The 19,189-nt window shown below is 58.8% G+C and carries 14 protein-coding genes; 8 read left to right on the forward strand and 6 right to left on the reverse strand.

Going from position 1 to position 19,189, the window contains the following annotated elements:
* Positions 1-178: 178 nt before the first annotated feature.
* Complete coding sequence (gene lacG / locus DWV32_RS00085) at positions 179-1,600, reverse strand: 6-phospho-beta-galactosidase (RefSeq protein WP_199576971.1); 1,422 nt, start codon at positions 1,598-1,600, stop codon at positions 179-181.
* Positions 1,601-1,675: 75 nt separating this feature from the next.
* Positions 1,676-3,463 (reverse strand): PTS lactose transporter subunit IIBC, encoded by a 1,788-nt coding sequence (locus DWV32_RS00090; RefSeq protein ID WP_117756835.1) that lies wholly within the window; start codon positions 3,461-3,463, stop codon positions 1,676-1,678.
* A 284-nt stretch (positions 3,464-3,747) separates the two neighbouring features.
* On the opposite strand from DWV32_RS00090, the gene DWV32_RS00095 reads away from it, so the two are divergent.
* Positions 3,748-4,749, forward strand: coding sequence for a LacI family DNA-binding transcriptional regulator (locus DWV32_RS00095; RefSeq protein ID WP_117756836.1), 1,002 nt, complete (start codon positions 3,748-3,750; stop codon positions 4,747-4,749).
* A 172-nt stretch (positions 4,750-4,921) separates the two neighbouring features.
* Here DWV32_RS00095 and DWV32_RS00100 read toward each other — a convergent pair whose 3' ends face one another.
* Together DWV32_RS00100 and lacG (DWV32_RS00105) are read right to left on the reverse strand one after the other, a co-directional pair.
* Complete coding sequence (locus DWV32_RS00100) at positions 4,922-6,682, reverse strand: PTS lactose transporter subunit IIBC (RefSeq protein ID WP_022094682.1); 1,761 nt, start codon at positions 6,680-6,682, stop codon at positions 4,922-4,924.
* A 176-nt stretch (positions 6,683-6,858) separates the two neighbouring features.
* Positions 6,859-8,307, reverse strand: a complete 1,449-nt coding sequence (gene lacG / locus DWV32_RS00105; RefSeq protein ID WP_006234822.1) for a 6-phospho-beta-galactosidase — start codon at positions 8,305-8,307, stop codon at positions 6,859-6,861.
* A gap of 344 nt (positions 8,308-8,651) precedes the next feature.
* On the opposite strand from lacG (DWV32_RS00105), the gene DWV32_RS00110 reads away from it, so the two are divergent.
* A complete protein-coding gene (locus DWV32_RS00110; protein WP_055310566.1) occupies positions 8,652-9,680 on the forward strand; it encodes a LacI family DNA-binding transcriptional regulator in 1,029 nt (342 codons plus the stop codon).
* A gap of 267 nt (positions 9,681-9,947) precedes the next feature.
* Here the strand turns inward: DWV32_RS00110 and lacG (DWV32_RS00115) are convergent, their stop codons facing one another.
* Positions 9,948-11,387 (reverse strand): 6-phospho-beta-galactosidase, encoded by a 1,440-nt coding sequence (gene lacG / locus DWV32_RS00115; protein WP_117716314.1) that lies wholly within the window; start codon positions 11,385-11,387, stop codon positions 9,948-9,950.
* Between the two features lie 66 nt (positions 11,388-11,453).
* A complete protein-coding gene (locus DWV32_RS00120; protein ID WP_117756837.1) occupies positions 11,454-13,229 on the reverse strand; it encodes a lactose/cellobiose PTS transporter subunit IIB in 1,776 nt (591 codons plus the stop codon).
* 357 nt (positions 13,230-13,586) lie between these two features.
* Between DWV32_RS00120 and DWV32_RS00125 the strand changes: the two genes are divergently transcribed.
* The 6 genes from DWV32_RS00125 to DWV32_RS00150 all read left to right on the forward strand — a co-directional run bounded on the left by DWV32_RS00125 (position 13,587) and on the right by DWV32_RS00150 (position 19,156).
* Positions 13,587-14,591 (forward strand): LacI family DNA-binding transcriptional regulator, encoded by a 1,005-nt coding sequence (locus DWV32_RS00125; RefSeq protein ID WP_117756838.1) that lies wholly within the window; start codon positions 13,587-13,589, stop codon positions 14,589-14,591.
* A gap of 214 nt (positions 14,592-14,805) precedes the next feature.
* The gene (locus tag DWV32_RS00130) at positions 14,806-15,144 is read left to right on the forward strand and encodes a PTS lactose/cellobiose transporter subunit IIA (RefSeq protein ID WP_006234827.1); all 339 of its coding nucleotides are present in this window, start codon (positions 14,806-14,808) and stop codon (positions 15,142-15,144) included.
* Between the two features lie 415 nt (positions 15,145-15,559).
* Positions 15,560-16,573, forward strand: a complete 1,014-nt coding sequence (locus tag DWV32_RS00135) for a hypothetical protein (RefSeq protein ID WP_147346197.1) — start codon at positions 15,560-15,562, stop codon at positions 16,571-16,573.
* 307 nt (positions 16,574-16,880) lie between these two features.
* Complete coding sequence (lacA, locus tag DWV32_RS00140) at positions 16,881-17,309, forward strand: galactose-6-phosphate isomerase subunit LacA (protein ID WP_006234830.1); 429 nt, start codon at positions 16,881-16,883, stop codon at positions 17,307-17,309.
* A gap of 63 nt (positions 17,310-17,372) precedes the next feature.
* Entirely contained in the window at positions 17,373-17,897 is a 525-nt protein-coding gene (gene lacB, locus DWV32_RS00145; protein WP_006234831.1) for a galactose-6-phosphate isomerase subunit LacB, read from the forward strand.
* A 377-nt stretch (positions 17,898-18,274) separates the two neighbouring features.
* Entirely contained in the window at positions 18,275-19,156 is an 882-nt protein-coding gene (locus tag DWV32_RS00150; RefSeq protein ID WP_117756840.1) for an aldose 1-epimerase family protein, read from the forward strand.
* Positions 19,157-19,189: the final 33 nt, after the last annotated feature.

Consider the following 19,189-nt stretch of genomic DNA (forward strand, 5'->3'; position numbering starts at 1 on the left):
GAGATCTTCAAGTTCGGGCCATTCGTTTGTCTTGATCTGTAACAGGTAGGGCCGAAAACCCCTGCTAGATGTTACAGATTGAGACAAACGGCCTGTTCGGACCGAGCCAAAATAAAAAAGGCCGCATGCGAACCCGTGGGGGATTCGCATGCGGCCGACAAGGGGTATGCGGCGAAAATTAGGCCATGAGTAGGCCGGTCTCTGCGACGTTCTTGTACCAGTACGCGCTCGCCTTGGGATAGCGCTTCTGGGTCTCAAAGTCGATGTAGAACAGGCCGTAACGTTTGTTATAGCCGTTGGTCCAGGAGAACTGATCCTGCAGCGACCACACAAAGTAGCCGTCGACGTTCACGCCGCCGTCGATTGCCTTGAGGATCCACGCGAGATGCTGGCGCATGTAGTCGATGCGAGGGGCGTCGTCGATAAAGCCGTCCTCGAAGTCGTCCTTATAGCCCATGCCGTTCTCGGTGATGTAGATCTTCTTGTAGTTGGGGTAATCGTTCTTAATGCGGAGCAGCAGGTCGTAGAGGCCCTCGGGATAGATAATCCAGTCCCAATCGGTGGTGGGTACGCCTTCGCGCACGCATGACTCGCCCACGCCCTTGAGGAACCAGCGCGAGGAGCCCTTGTCGCCGGTGCCATTGTGGTTGATGTCGTTTTCGCCCTCGGCGGCACGCAGGAACTGGCACTTGTAGGTGTTGACGCCCAGGCAATCGTTGTAGGGGAGCGCGGCGGTCAGCGCGGCGATGTCCTCGTCGCGGACGTCGAGCTCGCCGCCGGCGATATGGGCCAGCTTGGTCGCGGCCTCCATGGTGTCGGCTGCATAGTGGCCGCGGAAGGTGGCGTCGAGTACCCAGCGGTTGTTGATGACGTCGGCCATGCGGGCGGCCTCGCAGTCGGTAGCGCTGTTGGGGTCGAGGGGATACTTGGGCTCCAGGTTCTGGACAATGCCGATCTCGCCCTCAAAGCCGCCCTCATGGAAGGCGACGACAGCCTTGGCGTGGGCCACCATCATGTTGTGCATGAGCTGGAAGGCCTTGTCCAGGCTGTACTTCTCGCCGTGCGGCCAGTTGCCGACGATAAAGCTGCCCTCGGCGGTTGCGGGAATCTCGTTAAACGTGAACCAGTGCTTGACCTCGGTGAACTCGGCAAAGCAGAACTTGGCGTACTCGACAAAGGCATCGATCGTCGTGCGCGTCAGGAATCCCTTGCCGTCGTCCTGGTAGAATGCCTCGGGCGTATCAAAGTGATCGAGCGTGACATAGGGGATAACGCCAGCTTTGTTGCAGGTGGCGAAAAGCTCGTGATAGAAAGCGACGCCCTCGGGGTTAATCTCGCCGGTGCCACTGGGGAAGATACGGCTCCAAGCGATGGAGACGCGAATGCCGTTAATGCCAAAGCGCTGGCACAAGTCGATATCGACCGGATATTTGTTGTAGAAGTCGCTTGCAGGATCGGGGGAGAAGCGACCCTGAGCAGCCAGGAAATCGTCCCAGGGCACTTTGCCCTTGCCGTGTGTGCGGGTCTCGCCTTCAACCTGGTAAGCGGCGGTGGCGCCGCCAAACACAAAGCCGTCGGGGAACTGCATGGGGTTGGTCATGAGTCATCCTTTCTGTGGGATACGAATAGGGAGAGGTGCCCGAACGGGGGATCCGGGCACCAACAGAGGGAGGAACTAGTCGAGGTTCTCGCGGAGCCACTTGATGGCGCCAGCGGGGTCGCGGGTAAGGTCGATATATTCCTTGCCGCGCGGGGCGAGCAGCTTAATGCCCAGACGATCGGTGTCGGCCTTCATGTCGTTGTAGTAGCTACGAACCTGCGGGGCGAGCACGATGACGTCGTACTGATCCATGATGGCAGTGTGCTGACCATAGGCGCCTGCGGAGGAAGCGATGTTCTCTCCGGTCTGCGCAGCACCTTCCTTGATGGCGTTGGCGAGCATGGCAGAGGTGCCGGCGCCGGCGCACAGGACGAGGACCTTCAGACCGTCGACGTCCTTCTTAGCGGATGCGTCGGCGGCGGGCTCGGGCTGATCGGCGACAGGCTTGCTGTCGGCGGCAGCGGCGGTCGGCTCGACGGAAGCGGTGACAGCGGCGGTCTGCTCGACAGCGGGCGCAGAGGTGCTGGCGGCGATGGCGGCAGCACCATCGGACTCGAGACCCAGCTCGGCGGCGCGCTCGGCCTCCTGGTCGCAGAGCAGCTTATCGTATGCCTTCAAGAACGGCAGGTAGATGATGGCGTCCAGCAAGATGATAATCGCGACAAATACCAGGGCGATAAGCTGGAAGTTCGTGGTGATGAAGATGCCGATGGGGGCAGGGGTAGCCCAAGGCACCACGAAGGAGAAGCCGTTCATGCCCACGTTATCGATAAAGAACTTGGCAACACTCACGTTGACGCAACCGGCGGCAACAAAGGGGATGAGCATGTAGGGGTTAAGGATCATCGGCGCGCCAAAGAGCAGCGGTTCGTTGACGGCGAAGGCAACAGGAACAATCGAGGCCTTACCGACGGCCTTGAGCTGCTTGGACTTCATAAAGAGAATCAGCAGAAGCGGCACGATGAACGTGGCGCCGGTGCCGCCGAGCTCACCCACGAGCGACATGTTAAAGGTGAGGGAGTGGGCGGGGTGGCCACCGGCCAGCAGAACCTGCAGGTTCTCGGCCTGGTTGGCAAGACGGATGGGGTCGATGCCCGGCTGGACGATCGAGGGGCCGTGGACGCCGATAAACCAGAAGAACGCGGTGGCTGCCTGGATAAGGATAAGGCCAGGATAGGTTTCTGCAGCGGTGAAGAGCGGGGAGAGCAGTTTGATAAGCAGCTCGGAGAACGGAACGCCCATGAGGTTGCGCACGACGACATCGATGATGCCGCAGATGATGACAGCACCGCCAAAGGGGATGATGTCGCGGAAGTTCTGAGCGATGGCGCCCGGGACCTCCTTAGGCAGCTTAATGGTCAGATCGCGCGAGACGCAGAACTTATAGACCCACACGGTAATGAACGCGGCGATATAGGCCGAGAACAGACCGCGCGTGCCCATGCTGGTGCAATCGAAGACCGAAAGCTCGGAGCCGTTGAACTTGGTGGTGAACTGCGTGACTGCGAGCAGCAGCATGCTGCACTGGGCGGCCACCATGGTGGAACCGTCGTTGAGCACTTTGCCGGCGGGCATGCGACGGTTCATGGAAGCCGTGAAGTTCTTGGCAGTGGTGCCGGCAACCATGATGCCCATGACGCCCATGGTGAAGTTGTAGAGCTTGTTGCACCAGTCGATGAGCGGCTGGGGCAGCGTGACGCCGACTACGCCGGGAAGGGTGGCAATGAGCAGAAAGATCGAAGAGGTGAGGACAATGGGCATGCACCCAAGGAATCCGTCCTTGATGGCCTGGAGGTATATGTTCCTCGAGATCTTCTCAAAGAACGGTTGATGCTTTTCGAGCATCTTTACGATGGCGTCCATAGAGCTCCTTTGCTACTTGATGCGCGATGCATGTGGATGGAACTGGTCGTCGATGGATGGTCAGGACTGCCCGGAAACCTTCCTGCTTAAGGAAGGCATTGCGAAATGACAACGTTGTCATTTCGTTAATGACAACGTAAGACATTTTTGGAAGAGCAACAAGGATATACGGGTGATCGGTCGATATTGTTCGGTAAACGGTTGATTTATCAGTCAGGCAGGTAGTGTATGCTAGAACGCAAAGAACGATCGATAGGGAACCGACTGGAGAAGCAGTGGCAACGATGGACAAGAAAAATGTCTCAATGAACGATGTGGCAGTTGCCGCGGGCGTTTCTCTCAAGACGGTGTCGCGCGTGATCAACGAGCCCGATAGCGTGCGCGAGTCTACACGCGATAAGGTTCATTCGGCCATGGAGGCGCTCGGGTTTCGAGCCAACTTTGCCGCGCGTTCGCTCAAGTTGGGCCGTTACGGGTGCATCGGCGTGGTGCTGTTCCACTTGTCGGGCGGCAACGTGGACATGATTGACGGTATCGCCGATGCCGCCGAAGAGCGAGGCTTTGCGCTCACGATGATTAAAAAGCGGGCGGGGGAGAAGATGACCCTTGCCGAAGCGGCACGTAGGATGTCGCAGCTTCCCGTCGACGGCATGATTTTCAACCTGCGTCAGATGGTCGATGACTTTGATACCTTTGAGGCGCCGAAAGACCTCAAGACGGTGATTATTACGCCGATGGAGCATCCTACCTGCTCCACCGTCAGTGACGATCAAGAGGACGGCGCGCGCATGGCATGCGAGTACTTCTTGAATCATGGTCACAAGAACGTGTATTTCGTTTCGGGTAAGAAAGAGTCGCTGTCGAGCCAGTGCCGTATGAAAGGTTGGCGTGCAGCACTCGAGGCGCGTGGCATTGAGCCGCCTGAGCCTCTACAAGGCGATTGGAATGCGGATAGTGGCTACGCCGCGGGCCTTGTGCTTGCCGATAAACCCGATTGCACGGCGGTCCTCGCCGCTAACGACTGCATGGCAAACGGCGTGATGATGGCTCTACGTGACAAAGGGCTCAGTGTGCCCGACGACGTGTCCGTGATCGGCTTCGACGATGAGCTTTATAAGACGATTCCCAACTCGATTCTGACGTCGGTGAAGTTTCGCCACCGCGAGCTGGGCATCCGTGCGCTTAACGAGGTCGTCGCCGGTCTGGAAGCCCCGAGCTCCAGAAGCCGTACGCTCGTCTCGGGCGTGTTGGTCGAGCGCTCCAGTGTGAAGGATCTGCGGGCATAGACGTGCTCGGCTCGTTCATCTCGATCTGTAACAGCTGGGACCCAAAAACTCGGCTAGATGTTACAGATTGAGATGAACAGGAGGACGGGTGCGGTCTAAACAAAATGGCCCGCGCATCACGCATCGATGCACGGGCCATTTTTTTCTGCGAGCGGCAGGTGGCGTCAGCGTCTTATGCCTCGAGGTTTTCCTCGATCCAGGCGACGGCACCCTTGGGGTCCTTAGTGAGGTCGATGTACTGTTTGCCCTTGGGCGACAGCAGCGTGATGCCCAGGCGGTCGGTGTCGGCCTTCATCTCGTTGTAATAGGTGCGAACCTGCGGAGCCAGGACGATGACGTTGTACTGGTCCATGATGGCGTAGTGGCTGCCGTAGGCACCGGCGTTGGCGGTAATGTCGATGCCCAGCTCGTCGGCGCCTTCCTTAAGCGCGTTGGCGAGCAGTGCAGAGGTGCCGGCGCCAGCGCACAGAACCAGAACCCTCAGATCCTTGCCCTTAAGGGCGGACGGAGCTGCGGAGGCCTCAGTGGCAGAAGCGGTCTCGACAACAGGAGCCTCAACGGCGGGGGCGGCAGCGGTCTTGACGGCCTTGGTCTCCTCGGCCTCTTCTTCGGCCAGGGTCTCGGCCTCCTGCTTGCACAGGACGTTGTCGTAGGCCTTGCAGAACGGGTAGTAGATTAAGAAGTCAACGACCAGCAGGACGACAACCAGGACCAGAGAGATCGGCTGGAAGTTGGTGTCGATGAAGGTGCCGATCGGTCCGGGGAGTGCCCACGGCATGGCATAGATAAAGCCGTTCATGCCCAAAAAGTCGATGAAGAACTTACCAATGAGGACGTTGGCCACGGGGGCAAACAGGAACGGGATCAGGAAGTACGGGTTGAGGATGATGGGCGCGGCGAACAGCAGCGGTTCGTTGACGGCGAACATCACGGGTACGACAGAGGCTTTGCCGACGGCCTTGAGCTGCTTGGAGCGCATAAAGAGCAGGAAGATGATCGGGACAATGAACGTGGCGCCGGTGCCGCCGAGTTCGCCGATGTAGTTACCGAAGTTCTCGGTCAGGGCGAGGGCGGGGTGACCGCCGGCCTGCAGCGTGGCGAGGTTGGTGGTGATGTTGCCAAACAGCGCGGCGTTGAGGGCAGGCTTAACGACCGAGGGGCCGTGGATGCCCATGAACCAGAACAGCGGGATCATGAACCAGATGAGGGCGAGGCCGGCGTAGGAATCGGCAGCGGCGAACAGCGGGCTCACCAGCGTGGAGATGACGTTGGCAAACGGGACGGCCAAGCAGGTGCGGCAGATAACGTCGATGACGGCGACAAACAGGATGGAGAAGCTGAAGGCGAAGATGTCGCGGAAGTTCTGGGCGATGGCGCCGGGGACTTCTTTGGGCAGCTTGATGGTGATGTCTCGCTTAATGCAGAAGGCATAGATGTTGACCGTGGCAAATGCGGCGACAAAGGAGCTCAGTAGGCCCTTGGTGCCCATGTTGTCGGTAAAGAACACCGAGACATCGGCACCGTCGATCTTGGCACTCGTCTGGGTAACGGCCAAGATGAGCATAGCGCACATGGCGGCGACCATGGTGCTCGTGGCGTTGATGGCCTTGCCGGCAGGCATGCGGCGGTTCTTGGAGCCGGTCAGCGCGCTTGCGGTGGTGCCGGCGACCATGATGCCCACGACGCCCATCGTGAAGTTGTAAACCTTGTTGCAGAAGTTCACGACGTCGACGTTCCACCAGTCGGGCAGCGTAAAGCCGCCGACCGTGGCGACAACGCCCGGCAGGGTCGAAATAAGCAGGAAGACAGAAGAAGACAGGATGATGGGCATTGCTGCCAAAAAGCCGTCTTTAATGGCCTGAAGGTAGATGTTCTTAGAGACCTTGTCGAAGTACGGCTGACCTTTCTCCAAGAACTTAACGATCGATTCCATAGTTCACGCTCCTCTTTGCATGAAATCTTAATGGCATGGACGTTGAAAACCTATATGGTCTCCCGCTTGCTAAAAGCCCGGGTGCAGGCGGGGTCGGTCCCAGGGGGAGAGAGGGGAGCGGCTGGGTTTGTATCGCATAGGGCCGCTCCCTTCTCGGGGGAAAGCGAGGCGATGCGCTACTGCGCGTCCGCCATAGTGTCGGCGAGCTCCTTGTACCAGAGTGCCGACTGCTTGATGTAGCGTTTTTGCGTGTCGAAGTCGATGTAGAACAGGCCGTAGCGCTTGTTATAGCCATTGGCCCACGAGAACTGGTCCTGCAGGCTCCAGATAAAGTAGCCCTGGACGTCGACGCCCTCGGCGCGCGCCTGGAGCACCTTCTCCATGTGCTGGTCGACAAAGTCGATGCGCTCGGGATCGGCGACGATGCCGTTTGCGTCGGGCTCGGGGTCCTTGTGGCCCAGGCCGTTTTCGGTGATATAGATGACGGGGAGGTTGGGATAGGTGGCGCTGATGTGCTTGAGCGTGTCGTAGAGGCCTTGCGGGTAGATGAGCCAATCCCAGTCGGTGGTGGGGATACCCGGCATATCGACCTGCTGCCCGACGCCCTTAAACTTAAAGCACGAGGTGCCCTTGTCTCCGGTGCCGTTAAAGCTGTTGGTGGACTCGCCATCGTAGGCGGCGATAAACGCCGACTGATAGTAGTTGAGGCCGAACATATCGTTGCGGGGCGCCGCCTTGGCGAGCTCCTCCATGTCGCTGTCCTCAACCGTAAGCGTGGCGTTGTTGGCACGCAGAATCTCGTTGATGAGTGAGAGGGTGCGCGCGGAGTAGTGGCCCAGGAAGGCGCCGTCCATGATGAAGTCGGTGTAGAAGGCGTTGTACAGGTCGGCGGCGTGCTGGTCGGCGGGCGAGTCGGTGGCAGGATATGCCGGCGTCAGGACGTTGACCATGCCAATGCGGCCGCCCAGGTGCTCGGTCTCGTCAAGATCCTTATACAGGTTGACGGCGCGGGCGTGGGCAACGAGCTCGTTGTGCTGGCTCTGGATGCCGCTCGTCACATCAAAGTGATGGTTGGGCGGGAAGTTGCCTTGGATGTATTGGGAGTGCGAGAGGCTGATGAGCTCGTTGATGGTGAACCAATTCTTGACCTCGCGGAACTCGCGGAAGCAGAACTCGGCATAGCGCACATAGGCGTCGACGGTCTTGCGGTTGAGCCAGTCGCCCTGGTTGAACAGGGCGGCGGGGGAGTCAAAGTGATGCAGGGACACATAGGGCTCGACGCCATACTTTTTGCAGCAGGCGAACAGCTCGTGGTAGTGCTTAACGCCCTCGGCGAGGGGTTCGGCATCGTCGCCGTTGGGGAAGATGCGGGTCCAGGCGATGGACACACGAATGGCGTTGAGTCCATGCTCGGCAGAAAGGCGGATATCCTCCTCGTAGCGGTTGTAGAAATCACTGGCCGGGTCGGGCAAAAAGCGACCCTGGGCGACAAGGTAATCGTCCCACATGGTCTTACCCTTGCCTGCCACCTTCGTGGAACCTTCCGTTTGGTACGCGGCGGTTGCGGCGCCCCAAACAAAGCCCTTCGGCAGCTGCTGTACGCGGTTTAGCAAAGACATATGCATACACCCTCTCGTCTCGCTGTTCGATATTGTGCGTTTGCGCTCAGGAGGCTCCCTGGTTAGCGTTCAGCGGTGAAAAAGCCCGATAAACACTATCTTAAAATGATTAGAACCAAAATGAGCACGTGAACATTTGACAATGAGCACGTTAACATCCGGCTGGGATGTATAGAAACAAAACAACTTCAAACAGCCGCGAACGGTTGTATTTGTTCGGTAAGCGGTTTTGATTGACAGAAGTTTTCATGTTGTGGTATATGGCTCGGGTATCATGAGCACGTTATCAATGTATGTACGATGCGCCATGGGCGCGGGGAATAGTTGGGAAGCAGGTTAGCGTGGAAGGCATGGCTCAGCAGACAAGGAATGGTCATTCGGCGAGCGCGGCAGAGGTTGCGGCGCTCGCTGGCGTGAGCCGCCAGACTGTGTCTCGCGTGGTCAACGGTATGCCCAACGTGACGGAAAAGACGCGCAAGCGTGTGCTGGCCGCCATGGAAGAGCTGGGCTTTCGTCCCAATTTTGCTGGAGCGGCGTTGCGCGGCGGGTCGTATCGTTCTATTGGCCTGTGCATGTACAACATCACACGTGTCGGTAACCTGGCGACGCTCGAGGGTATCATGCAAGCGGCGCGCGAGCACGATTTTGCCGTCACTATGATCGAGATGGGCGGCGACAAGCCCTATACACTTGCCGATGCCTCGCGCCGCATGGTCGAGCGACCCGTCGACGGCATGATTCTCAACATGAACCGCATGGCTCCCGATTTTGAGGAGTTTGTTCCCCAGCCGGGAGTGCGAACGGTCATCCTGTCCATGTATGCGCATCCGCGCTGCACGACGATCGACTCCGACCAGTATGGTTCGTGCGAGCTGTTGACCAATTATCTGCTGGAACATGGTCACTCGAATATGCGGTTTGTGGCGGGTCCGGAAAACTCGATTTCCTCGCGTTTTCGTGAGGCCGGTTGGCGCGATACGCTGGGTCGTGCTCATGTCGATGCCGCTCCGATGCTGCGTGGCGATTGGAGTGCGGACAGTGGGTACGCCATGGGCGAGCGGATTGCGGCCGAGGTGCTTGCCGGCGGGTCGCAGGCGCCGACTGCCGTGCTTGCGGCAAATGACCAGATGGCGCTGGGCGTTATCGCCGCGCTCGAGAACGCGGGCCTGTCCGTGCCCGACGACGTGAGCGTGGTTGGTATCGACGACGCACTCGAGGGACTTGTTCCTCACAATCGGCTGACGACGCTGCGATTTGATTTGCGCGGTGTCGGTAAGCTTGCGTTTGAGGCGGCGATTGGAGAGAGCTCGTCTATCGAGGCGATTCATGTGCCGAGTACGCTGGTCGAACGCTCGACTGTTAGGGACATACGGGGTTAGGTCCTACTCCGTTTGTCTCGATTTGTAACAGGTAGACGGTCAAAAGCGGGCTACGTGTTACAGATTTAGATTCTTCGGAAAGAGCAATCCTGTTCGTCTCAATCTGTAACAGCTAGGACCAAAAAACTCGGCTAGATGTTACAGATCGAGACAAACGGCTCCCGACCAGCCAAAAAACAAAAAGACCGGGGGCGGCGCGCCGTGTGACGTGCCGCCCCCGGCTGAGAAATGGGGACAGGTTGTGTGAGCGGGCAACCCCGCCAGCCACTAGTCCAGACGACGGGTCTGCGCCACGTGCTTGTACCAGTAGGCGCTTGCCTTGGGCGTGCGCTTCTGGGTTTCAAAGTCAACGTAAAAGAAGCCGTAACGCTTGTTGTAGCCATTGGTCCAGGAGAACTGATCCTGCAGGCTCCACAGGAAGTAGCCGCCCACGTTGACGCCCACCTCCATGGCCTTGAGCAGCCAACGCAGGTGCTGCTCGATGTAGTCGATGCGCGGCTGGTCGTCCACAAAACCGTTCTTGTAGGGGTCCTTGTAGCCCATGCCGTTCTCGGTGATGAAGATCTGCTTGTAGTTGGGGTAGCGCTGCTTAATGTAGACGAGCAGATCGAACAGACCCTCGGGATAGATGATCCAGTCCCAGTCGGTGGTGGGGATGCCGGGCTTGTTCACATGCTCGCCAATGCCCTTGACGCGCCAGCGACCGGTGCCCTTCTCGCCCGTACCGTTGTGGTGCAGGTCGTTCTCGCCATCGTAAGCCTTCAAAAAACGGCACTGATAGTTGTTAACGCCCAGGTAGTCGTTGTGGAGCGCTGCCTCGCGCATAATCTCGAGGTCCTCGTCCAAGATCTCGATGGTGCCGCCCGAGACGGCAGCCAGGCGGTTGGCGCACTCGAGGGTGTCGGGGGCATACTCGCCGCGGAACGTCGCGTCGAGCAAAAACTGGTTTTGCAGCACGTGCTCGTTGTTGGCGGCTTTGATGTCGGCGGGGTCGTTCTCGTTGAGCGGGTACTTAAACTCCAGCGACTGGATGACGCCGATTTTGCCCTTAAAGCCGCCGTTGTGGAAGGCCAGCACGGCCTTGGCGTGGGCGAGCATCATGTTGTGCTCGCACTGGAAGGCCTCGGCCAGATGCGCCTTGACGCCACCGGGGAAGGTGCCCTCGATGTAGGTGTTGGAGGCGTCGGCCCAGATCTCGTTAAAGGTGAACCAGTAGGTCACCTGGTCGGCGTACTCCTTAAAGCAGAAGGTGGCAAAGTCCACAAAGGCGTCGATGGTCTCGCGGTTGAGGAAGTCGCCCTTCTCAAAGAGGGGAAGCGGCGTGTCAAAGTGATGCAGCGTGACGAACGGCTCAACGTGGTGCTTGTGGCACTCGGCGAAGAGATCGTGGTAGAACTGGACGCCCTCGGGGTTGATTTCGCCGGTGCCGTTGGGGAAGATGCGGCTCCAGGCGATGGAGAGGCGAATGCCGTTGATGCCGAACTCCTCGCACAGCTCCAGGTCGACAGGGTACTGGTTGTAGAAGTCCGAAGCGGGATCGGGGGAGAAGCGCCCCTGGGCCTCCAGAAAGTCGTCCCAGGCAACCTTGCCCTTACCGTGAGTGCGGGTCTCGCCCTCTACCTGGTAGGCAGCGGTGGCGCCGCCAAAGACAAAGTCCTCGGGAAACTGCGCGGGCGGGTTGGTGACGCTAGCAGGATTAACGGACATGATGATCCAATCGTCTAAATCGAAGGGCCAGCCGGTCTTGGATGGTCGGCTGGCCCTGGGCGTTACTTACTTCGAAAGTTGCTCACTCACGAAGGCGAGAGACTTGTCGCCGTTCTGGGAGAGCTCGATGTACTGCTTGCCACGGCAGGCGACGCACTTGTTGCCCACGCGCTCACAGTCCTTCTGCAGGTCGGCCAGGTAGCTTGCGGCCTGCGGGGCCAGGACGACCAGGTCAAAGTCGGGGAGCATGTCCACGTGGTTGCCATAGGCCTCGGCAGCGGTCTCGAGGTTAATGCCGCGCTCCTTGGCGGCCTTGGCCAGCGCGTTGGCGAGCAGGCCCGAGGTTCCGCCGCCCTGGCAGAGCACGAGCACGCGCTTGCCGTTGAGGTCGCTGGCGGTCGTTGTCTCGGCAGCGGGTGCTGCGGAAGCGGCGGGGGAGTCGGCCTTCACGGCCTCGGCAGCAGCGCCGGCGGCAACGCTCTTGGCGTCAGCCTTGCCCTGGAAGGCATCGTTGAGCTTGGCGGCCTTCTCGGCGTTCTTGGCGGCGAGCTCCTCCTGGGAGATCTCGGCCTCCTCGGCGCACTTCTGGGCGTCATAGGCACGGAAGAACGGGTAGTACAGAACGAAGTCGACGACCAGGATAAGGGCGAGCATCACAAAAGCGAGCGGCTGGAAGCCCAGGCCCATGATGGTGCCGATGGGGCCGGGGACGGTCCAAGGCAGGGTGTACATAAAGCCGTTCATGCCCAAGAAGTCGATAAAGATCTTGAGGATCCAGATGTTGGCGATCGGGGCAAAGACAAACGGGACAAAGAAGACGGGGTTGAGCACGATGGGCGCGGCGAACAGCAGCGGCTCGTTGACGGCAAAGCAGACGGGGACGATGGCGGCCTTACCGACGGCGCGCATCTCCTGAGACTTGGCCAGGAAGCAGAACATAAAGACCAGGACGAGCGTGGCGCCGGTGCCGCCCATGCAGACGACGAAGTACTGGGCACCCTGGGTCAGGACAGCGGAAGCGTGCTGGCCGGCCTGGAACGCAGCCAGGTTGTCGGTCATGTTGGCAACGAGGGCGGCGGCGATGGCGGGCTCGACGATCGAGGGGCCGTGGACGCCCACGAACCAGAAGAGGCTCATAGCGCCGTAGATCACAGCGAGGCCGATGTAGCCGTCGGCAGCGGTGAACAGGGGCTGGAACACCTGGATGACGCCCCGGGCAAAGCAGAAGCCAAAAGCAGCGCGGAAGGCGATGTCAAAGACCCAAAAGACGGTGATGCAGACGGAGAAGGGGATGATGTCCTTAAAGGTCTGCGAGATGTTGGGCGGAACCTGCTCGGGCATCTTGACGGTGATGTTGCGCTTAATGAAGAACTTGTAGATGATGCCGGTCACAAACGCAGCGATAAAGGCGGTCAGCAGGCCTTTGGAACCAAGGTAGGTGGTGTTGAAGCCGCTGGCAGCGTCCGTGGCGATCGTGTCGCTCGAAAGGAGCAAGAAGCCGATGATGGCCGCGCACATGCACGAGATGAAGTTGATCTGGTTGTTCTTGGGCAGATCGCGGTTCTGAGCGTCGGCGAAGTGCTTGGCCGTGGTGGCGGCACAGGCGATGGCCAGGATGCCCATGGAGTAGTTGTAGCACTTCCATAGGGCGTTGTTGATGTCATCGGGCCAGTAGAAACCCCAGATATTGGGAACCGAGGCTACCAGGCAGAAGATGGACGAGAAGATGATGATGGGGATGACGGAGATAAAACCGTCGCGGATCGCCTTGAGGTACTTGTTGCGGGCGATCGCGTTGAAAAAGGGCTGCCCCTTTTCGATGATGGCGATGAGTTGCTCCATGCAAAGCTCCTAAGAGTCGGTGGGTTGGCAACGATGGTAGCTTTTGACGTTTGGTTGCCAAAATGTTGACGTTGCCATTTTGCGACACAAAATAAGACGCGAACCGATGGCCCCTGTGCCTGTGGACCGTCGATTCCTTGCGCGTAAACGTTTGAGCCGCCCGGTGGCTCTGTGTTTGCACAATGGCAACGTTAACATTTGGTCGACAAAAGCTGTTCGGGGAAGCAAAAATGTCGGTGAACGGTAGGTTTTGGGTGGTGAGCGTATGGTGGGGGAGGCGTTGGATATACTTGAAGGCGTTAAAAATGACTGCGTAGGGTGTCACCAATGGCATCGTTGACATAGAAAGATCGACCTATGGCCGCTGTTAAAAAATCGGTATCCGTTAAGGATGTGGCGCGTCTCGCGGGCGTCTCGGAGCAGACGGTCTCGCGCACCGTGCACGATTCGCCCAGCGTGCGCCCCGAGACCAAGGAGCGCGTGCGTGCCGCCATGCGCGAGCTGGGGTATCGTCCAAACTTTGCCGGCCGTTCGCTGCGTCGCGGCAAGTTTAAGACCGTCGGCGTCGCCATGTTCAACATTACCGGCACCGGCAACCTCGACCGTATGGAGGGCTTTGCCGCTGCGGCCGACAAACATGGCTATGCCATCACCCTCACTAAAGTAGACGGGCATCCGTATACCCTCGAGAGTGCATCGTCGCGCATGAGCGCGCTGCCGGTGGATGGCATGGTTGTGATCATGAACCGCATGCCGGCGGACTTTGGCTCCTTCGAGCCGCTGCCCGGTATGCAGACGGTGCTCGTTACTATGCTGGAGCACCCGCTGTGCTCGACGGTCGATAACGACCAGTTCGATTGCTCGCGCCAGGTGGTCGAGTACTTGTTGGAGCAGGGGCACAAGACCGTGCACTTTATCTCGTGTCCCGAGCGCTCGCTTTCGGGCATGCAGCGCGAGGAGGGCTGGCGCGAGACATTGCGTGCGCATGGTATTGAGCCGCCGCGACTCGTCCGTGGCGATTGGACGGCACAGAGCGGATATGCCGCCGGTCAGGCTCTGGCGGACGATCCGACCTGTACGGCCATTTATGCTTCCAACGACGCCATGGCCTACGGCTGCATTCGCGGGCTCGAATCGCGCGGAAAGCGCGTGCCCGAGGACGTGAGCGTGGCGGGTGTTGATGACAGCCTGGGCGATATCGTGCCCGATCGTCGCCTGACCACGGTGCGTTTTGACAACAAGCGCGTCGGCATGTGGGCGGTCGACAAGATCGCCGGCGCCGAGGGGGGTGCGTCTGGCGTGGAGCACATGCTGATCCCCGGTGTGCTCGTAGAGGGCGATACGGTGCGCGATTTGCGTTAGGGTGCGGTCCTGTTTGGGTTGCCGCTAACTGTGTTCGATATTGTTCAGATTGGTTTAAAAACCGTTCACGGGCGAAAATTGACCGTTCATAGCTCGAAATTACGTTTTGCGCTGTTCTTTTTTGTTTGAATGATAATGTTTCTGCTATACAGAACGCAGCGCGTATGCCCGGACGCGATGCTCTCCATTGGTTCATATGTGAAAGGAACGCAATATGGCAACCAAAGAAGAAATCTCGATGGTTGGATTCGAGATTGTCGCATACGCAGGTGACGCCCAGACCGATCTGCTTGCAGCACTCGATGCTGCTCGCGAGGGTGATTTTGAGAAGGCCGAACAGCTGCACAAGGATGCCAGCGATGCACTTATCGGCGCCCACGATACGCAGACCAAGCTGCTTTCGCAGGAGGCCGGCGGCGGCGAGATGGAGATGACCTTCATCATGGCCCACGCTCAGGACACCCTCATGACCACCATGATCTTGGAGAAGCAGACCCGCTTTACCATCGATGCCTACAAGCGCATCGCTGAGCTCGAGGCCAAGCTCGCCTAACGAACCCTCACAACCTCGTCCCCTTCCAAAAACCCTGCCGCTATCCGCGGCAGGGTTTTTTGTATTCCACCTATCTAGGTTGCGGCGAAATAGGGGCCGACAGCCCCAAATGACCCGCTTTTCCCGTCCCCGGAGGATCGGTTGGCAGCGCTCGCCACGAAACTGGCTCATCTACTACGTTTAACCCGATACCCTCGAACACACCCGCGTTTCATGAAAAATCGCAGGACTTCTACCTGCGGTTTTGTTTTTTCGCTTTGTGGCATGGTCGGGGATGGGCGGTTAAACGTAGTAGATGGGCCCATTTCATGGCGGGCGGATCATGCAGCAGCTTGTTGCGCCTCCTGCCGTTCGGTTTTTCGATGGGTGGGTATACTTTCCACCGCAATACAGGCCGGAATGAGGAGGTATCCAAATGCCGGACAACGGATCAATTCAAAAAAGAGACGCGTATGAGATGGCTCATGGGCGTCCTGTCCAGATAACCGAGCATACGACGGTAACCGAGCTGCAGCCCAGCCTGTCCGATGTCGTGTGCGCAAACAAAAAGCTCCAGATTGGCTTTATCGTTGCGCTCGTGGTGCTGGCGCTGCTGTCGGGCTTTGTAGCTCGTCCGCATTTTGCCGATACCAAGACTTGGGACTCCACCATCGAGGTCATCGATCAAAAGAAGGGCAACGTTTTGGCACTCACGACCTCGTGCGTGGCGCTGTCTGCGGGCATCACGGCGCTGCCGGGCGATACGGGAACGCCGGTCGCCGAGCAGCTCGCGCAGCTTTCAGGCAACCTTGGTATCGTGCTTGCCGTGCTATACCTAGAGAAATATTTGCTCACGATTTTGTGGTCAGTTGGCTTGGGCATCTTAATCCCGCTTGCGTTGGTGCTCTTTGCGGTGTCGTTCGGCATTCACGGGCGCTGGAGCACGAGCGCCGTCCTGCGCCGCGTGGCGACTCGCGTGCTGGTGGTTGCCATGATCGGCATGGCGTTGGTGCCTGCAAGCGTATGGGTGTCGCAAAAGGTCGACGAAACGTATCGAGTGAGCATCGAGGCAGCCGAGCAAAAGGCGGCCGACGCTGCGAGTGCGGCAGATAGCGACAGCTCCAAAGCAAGCAAGAAAAAGTCCGAGACCACGGAGTCCAAAAACGTGCTCGAGCAGTTGACTGACGGGGCCTCGAGCCTGGTCACGTCGGTGACCAGCGGTGCCAAGCAGATGACCGACAAGATCGTGCAGCAGGTGACCGACCTCATCGAAGGCGTCATCGTGATGATCGTGACCTCGTGCGTGATTCCTCTACTGGTGCTCGTGGCGTTCCTATGGCTAGGACACGTGCTGCTGGGGATTGATGTCTCCGGTCCCGCGAACTATCTGACGGGTCGTTTCTTGAGCGCTCCGTCCAAACATGCCAAGAAGAGTGGGCAGTCTGAGTAGGCGGCAAAGCGATCTTTGGAAGATCAACCGTAAGAAGGGCGGCCGAGACACGTTCTCGGCCGCCCTTTTGTCTGTTGAACACATGGTCGCTACGTCTGCGCCGGGCTCAAACGGTCGGCAATCAACCGTGAACGGTATTTGTTCAAAAAAGAACAAAGATAAACAAATAATGGTTGCACCCGATGTTCGAATGTGTTCAAATAAACATGAACAGTGAAGAACCGCACATTCAGATGCCCGGACCTGAGCGCGATTCAACACTTCCAAACAGAAACTACGCACCTGCGTATCTCTCAAGGAGGATGTCATGAGGGTTGTAATCGCTTCCGATGCCGACGGTATGTCGATGAAGGAGTCCATCAAGGAGATGCTCATCGCCGACGGTCACGAGGTCGTCGACTATTCCGAGACCCCTGCTGCGGACTTTGTCGATTCCGCGACCGCCGTTGCCAAGGACCTGCTGGAGCACAAGGATTCCCAGGGCTTCGCATTCGATAAGTACGGCGTCGGCTCCTATATGGCCGCCGTCAAGATCAAGGGCATGGTCGTCGCCAACATTTCCGACGAGCGTTCCGCCTACATGACCCGCGAGCACAACGGCTCACGCATGGTCACCATGGGCCCGGGCGTTGTGGGCACCGAGGTCGCCAAGAAGATCGCCCGCGAGTTCCTGCGCGCTCAGTACGCCGGCGGCCGTCACCAGATCCGTGTCGACATGCTCAACAAGATGGCCTAACGAGAGCCACCGAGAACTCGAACTTCTACCTCAACTTGTGAATTCAGACGAAAGGACGTTCTGATGAAGAAGACCATCGCAATCGGTTGCGACCATATCGTTACGGACGAGAAGATCTATCTGGCCGACCGCCTGGAGCAGGCTGGCTACAAGGTGCTCGACTGCGGCACCTACAGCCACACCCGTACGCACTATCCCATCTATGGTAAGGCCGTGGGCGAGGCTGTTGCCAGCGGCAAGGCCGACTTTGGCGTGGCCCTGTGCGGCACCGGCATCGGCATCACCAACGCCGTCAACAAGGTTCCCGGCGCTCGCTGCGCCCTGGTTCGCGACATGACCTCTGCCCTGTATGCCCGTCGCGAGCTCAACGCCAACATCGTGGGCTTTGGCGGTAAGATCACCGGTGAGTTCCTGATGGCCGACATTATGCTTGCCTTCCTGGAGGAGCCCTACGAGAAGACTCCCGAGCACGACGCCCTGATCGCCAAGATTGACGCTTGCAATAAGGCCGACGCCGAGGCTCAGGCTGACCCGCACTTCTTTGACGAGTTCCTCGAGAAGTGGGACCGCGGCGAGTATCACGACTAAGGGGGTTCCGGCGTTTTAACAAACGCCGGATCGGTCGACGCTGCGCGGCCCCCAGGCACCCCATCTCGCCGCTCAAACCGTCGCTCGCGTACATGAAGTACGCGTCGCTCCTCTTTCGCGGCGACCTGGGGCACCTGAGCGCCGCTCGCTGACGTTGAGGGTGCCTGTGGGGTTGCCCTTGTTGTTGCGAAGCTTTCTGGTACAGCTAGCTGCTCCGATAACACGTTTGCTTGCTTGGCTTGAGTGCTTCGCTCTTGGCGGTCCCCGGCATTCTGCAGCTTTTCAATTGACGGCTCGCGTTTCTGTGAGGGGGCGCGGGCCGGTTTTCTATCAGCCCTATTGACTTGGCGGGCTGGCGTACGAAAGGGAAGGCTCCTATGGAGTTTGTTCTTGATAACGGTTCTATTCGTGTGGCACTGAGCACGGCTGGCGGATCGTTCACTTCGATTAAAGCCAACGGTCGCGAGTACCTGTGGCAGGGCGATCCTTCGGTCTGGTCGGGCCAGGCACCCATTTGCTTTCCGATTTGCGGCGGCCTTCGTGACGGTCACGCAATGACCATGGGTGGCCGCGAGGTCAAGCTTGCCCGCCACGGCTTTGCCCGCAAGCAGGAGTGGAAGCTCGAGGAGCAGAGCGACAACATGGCTGCGTTGAGCCTAAGCTCTGCCGACCATGCCGAGTTGCTCGAGCAGTACCCGTATCCGTTTAAGATCGTTGCTCGCTACAAGGTCGATTCGGAAAAGGTGGCCGTGTCGTACGAGGTGACCAATGAGGGCACCGAGGACATGCCGTTTTTTGTGGGTGGCCACCCCGGCTTTAAGTGCCCGCTCGACGAGGGCGAGTCCTATGACGACTATGAGCTTCGTTTTGATCAGCGTGAGGCCGCCGAGCTCTGTACTGCCGTTCCCTCGACGGGCCTGATTGATGTTGAGCATCGCAGTAAGAACCCCATGATCGACCAGAACCTGCCGCTTACCCACGAACTCTTCGACTTCGCGGAGACCATCTTTGACGTGCTCGAGAGCCGCGTGGTTACGCTGACCAAGAAAACCGAGGACAAGGGCGTGCGCCTGACGTTCCCTGATATGCCATACCTGATTGTGTGGAGCAAGCCCGAGGGCGACTTTGTGGCCGTGGAACCGTGGGGCGGCCTGTCTACCTGCTCCGATGAGGACGATATTCTGGAGCACAAGCGTGGCTGCCTGGTTGCCAAGCCGGGGGAGACCGTCATTCGCGGTTTTGAGATCGAGATCCTTTAACGAGCTATCGTATGTTTGGGGTGGGTCATGCCG

It is taken from the genome of Collinsella sp. AF04-24 (genome assembly GCF_003465685.1).
Taxonomy (GTDB): Bacteria; Actinomycetota; Coriobacteriia; order Coriobacteriales; family Coriobacteriaceae; genus Collinsella; species Collinsella aerofaciens_AP.

Bases quoted from the DNA above. Each gene is read 5' to 3' on its own strand.
- lacG (WP_006234822.1), bottom strand. From the start codon at position 8,307: ATGCATATGTCTTTGCTAAACCGCGTACAGCAGCTGCCGAAGGGCTTT.
- DWV32_RS00095 (WP_117756836.1), top strand. From the start codon at position 3,748: ATGGACAAGAAAAATGTCTCAATGAACGATGTGGCAGTTGCCGCGGGC.
- lacA (WP_006234830.1), top strand. From the start codon at position 16,881: ATGAGGGTTGTAATCGCTTCCGATGCCGACGGTATGTCGATGAAGGAG.
- lacG (WP_117716314.1), bottom strand. From the start codon at position 11,387: ATGTCCGTTAATCCTGCTAGCGTCACCAACCCGCCCGCGCAGTTTCCC.
- DWV32_RS00120 (WP_117756837.1), bottom strand. From the start codon at position 13,229: ATGGAGCAACTCATCGCCATCATCGAAAAGGGGCAGCCCTTTTTCAAC.
- lacB (WP_006234831.1), top strand. From the start codon at position 17,373: ATGAAGAAGACCATCGCAATCGGTTGCGACCATATCGTTACGGACGAG.
- DWV32_RS00110 (WP_055310566.1), top strand. From the start codon at position 8,652: ATGGCTCAGCAGACAAGGAATGGTCATTCGGCGAGCGCGGCAGAGGTT.
- DWV32_RS00125 (WP_117756838.1), top strand. From the start codon at position 13,587: ATGGCCGCTGTTAAAAAATCGGTATCCGTTAAGGATGTGGCGCGTCTC.
- DWV32_RS00130 (WP_006234827.1), top strand. From the start codon at position 14,806: ATGGCAACCAAAGAAGAAATCTCGATGGTTGGATTCGAGATTGTCGCA.
- lacG (WP_199576971.1), bottom strand. From the start codon at position 1,600: ATGACCAACCCCATGCAGTTCCCCGACGGCTTTGTGTTTGGCGGCGCC.
- DWV32_RS00100 (WP_022094682.1), bottom strand. From the start codon at position 6,682: ATGGAATCGATCGTTAAGTTCTTGGAGAAAGGTCAGCCGTACTTCGAC.
- DWV32_RS00150 (WP_117756840.1), top strand. From the start codon at position 18,275: ATGGAGTTTGTTCTTGATAACGGTTCTATTCGTGTGGCACTGAGCACG.
- DWV32_RS00135 (WP_147346197.1), top strand. From the start codon at position 15,560: ATGCCGGACAACGGATCAATTCAAAAAAGAGACGCGTATGAGATGGCT.
- DWV32_RS00090 (WP_117756835.1), bottom strand. From the start codon at position 3,463: ATGGACGCCATCGTAAAGATGCTCGAAAAGCATCAACCGTTCTTTGAG.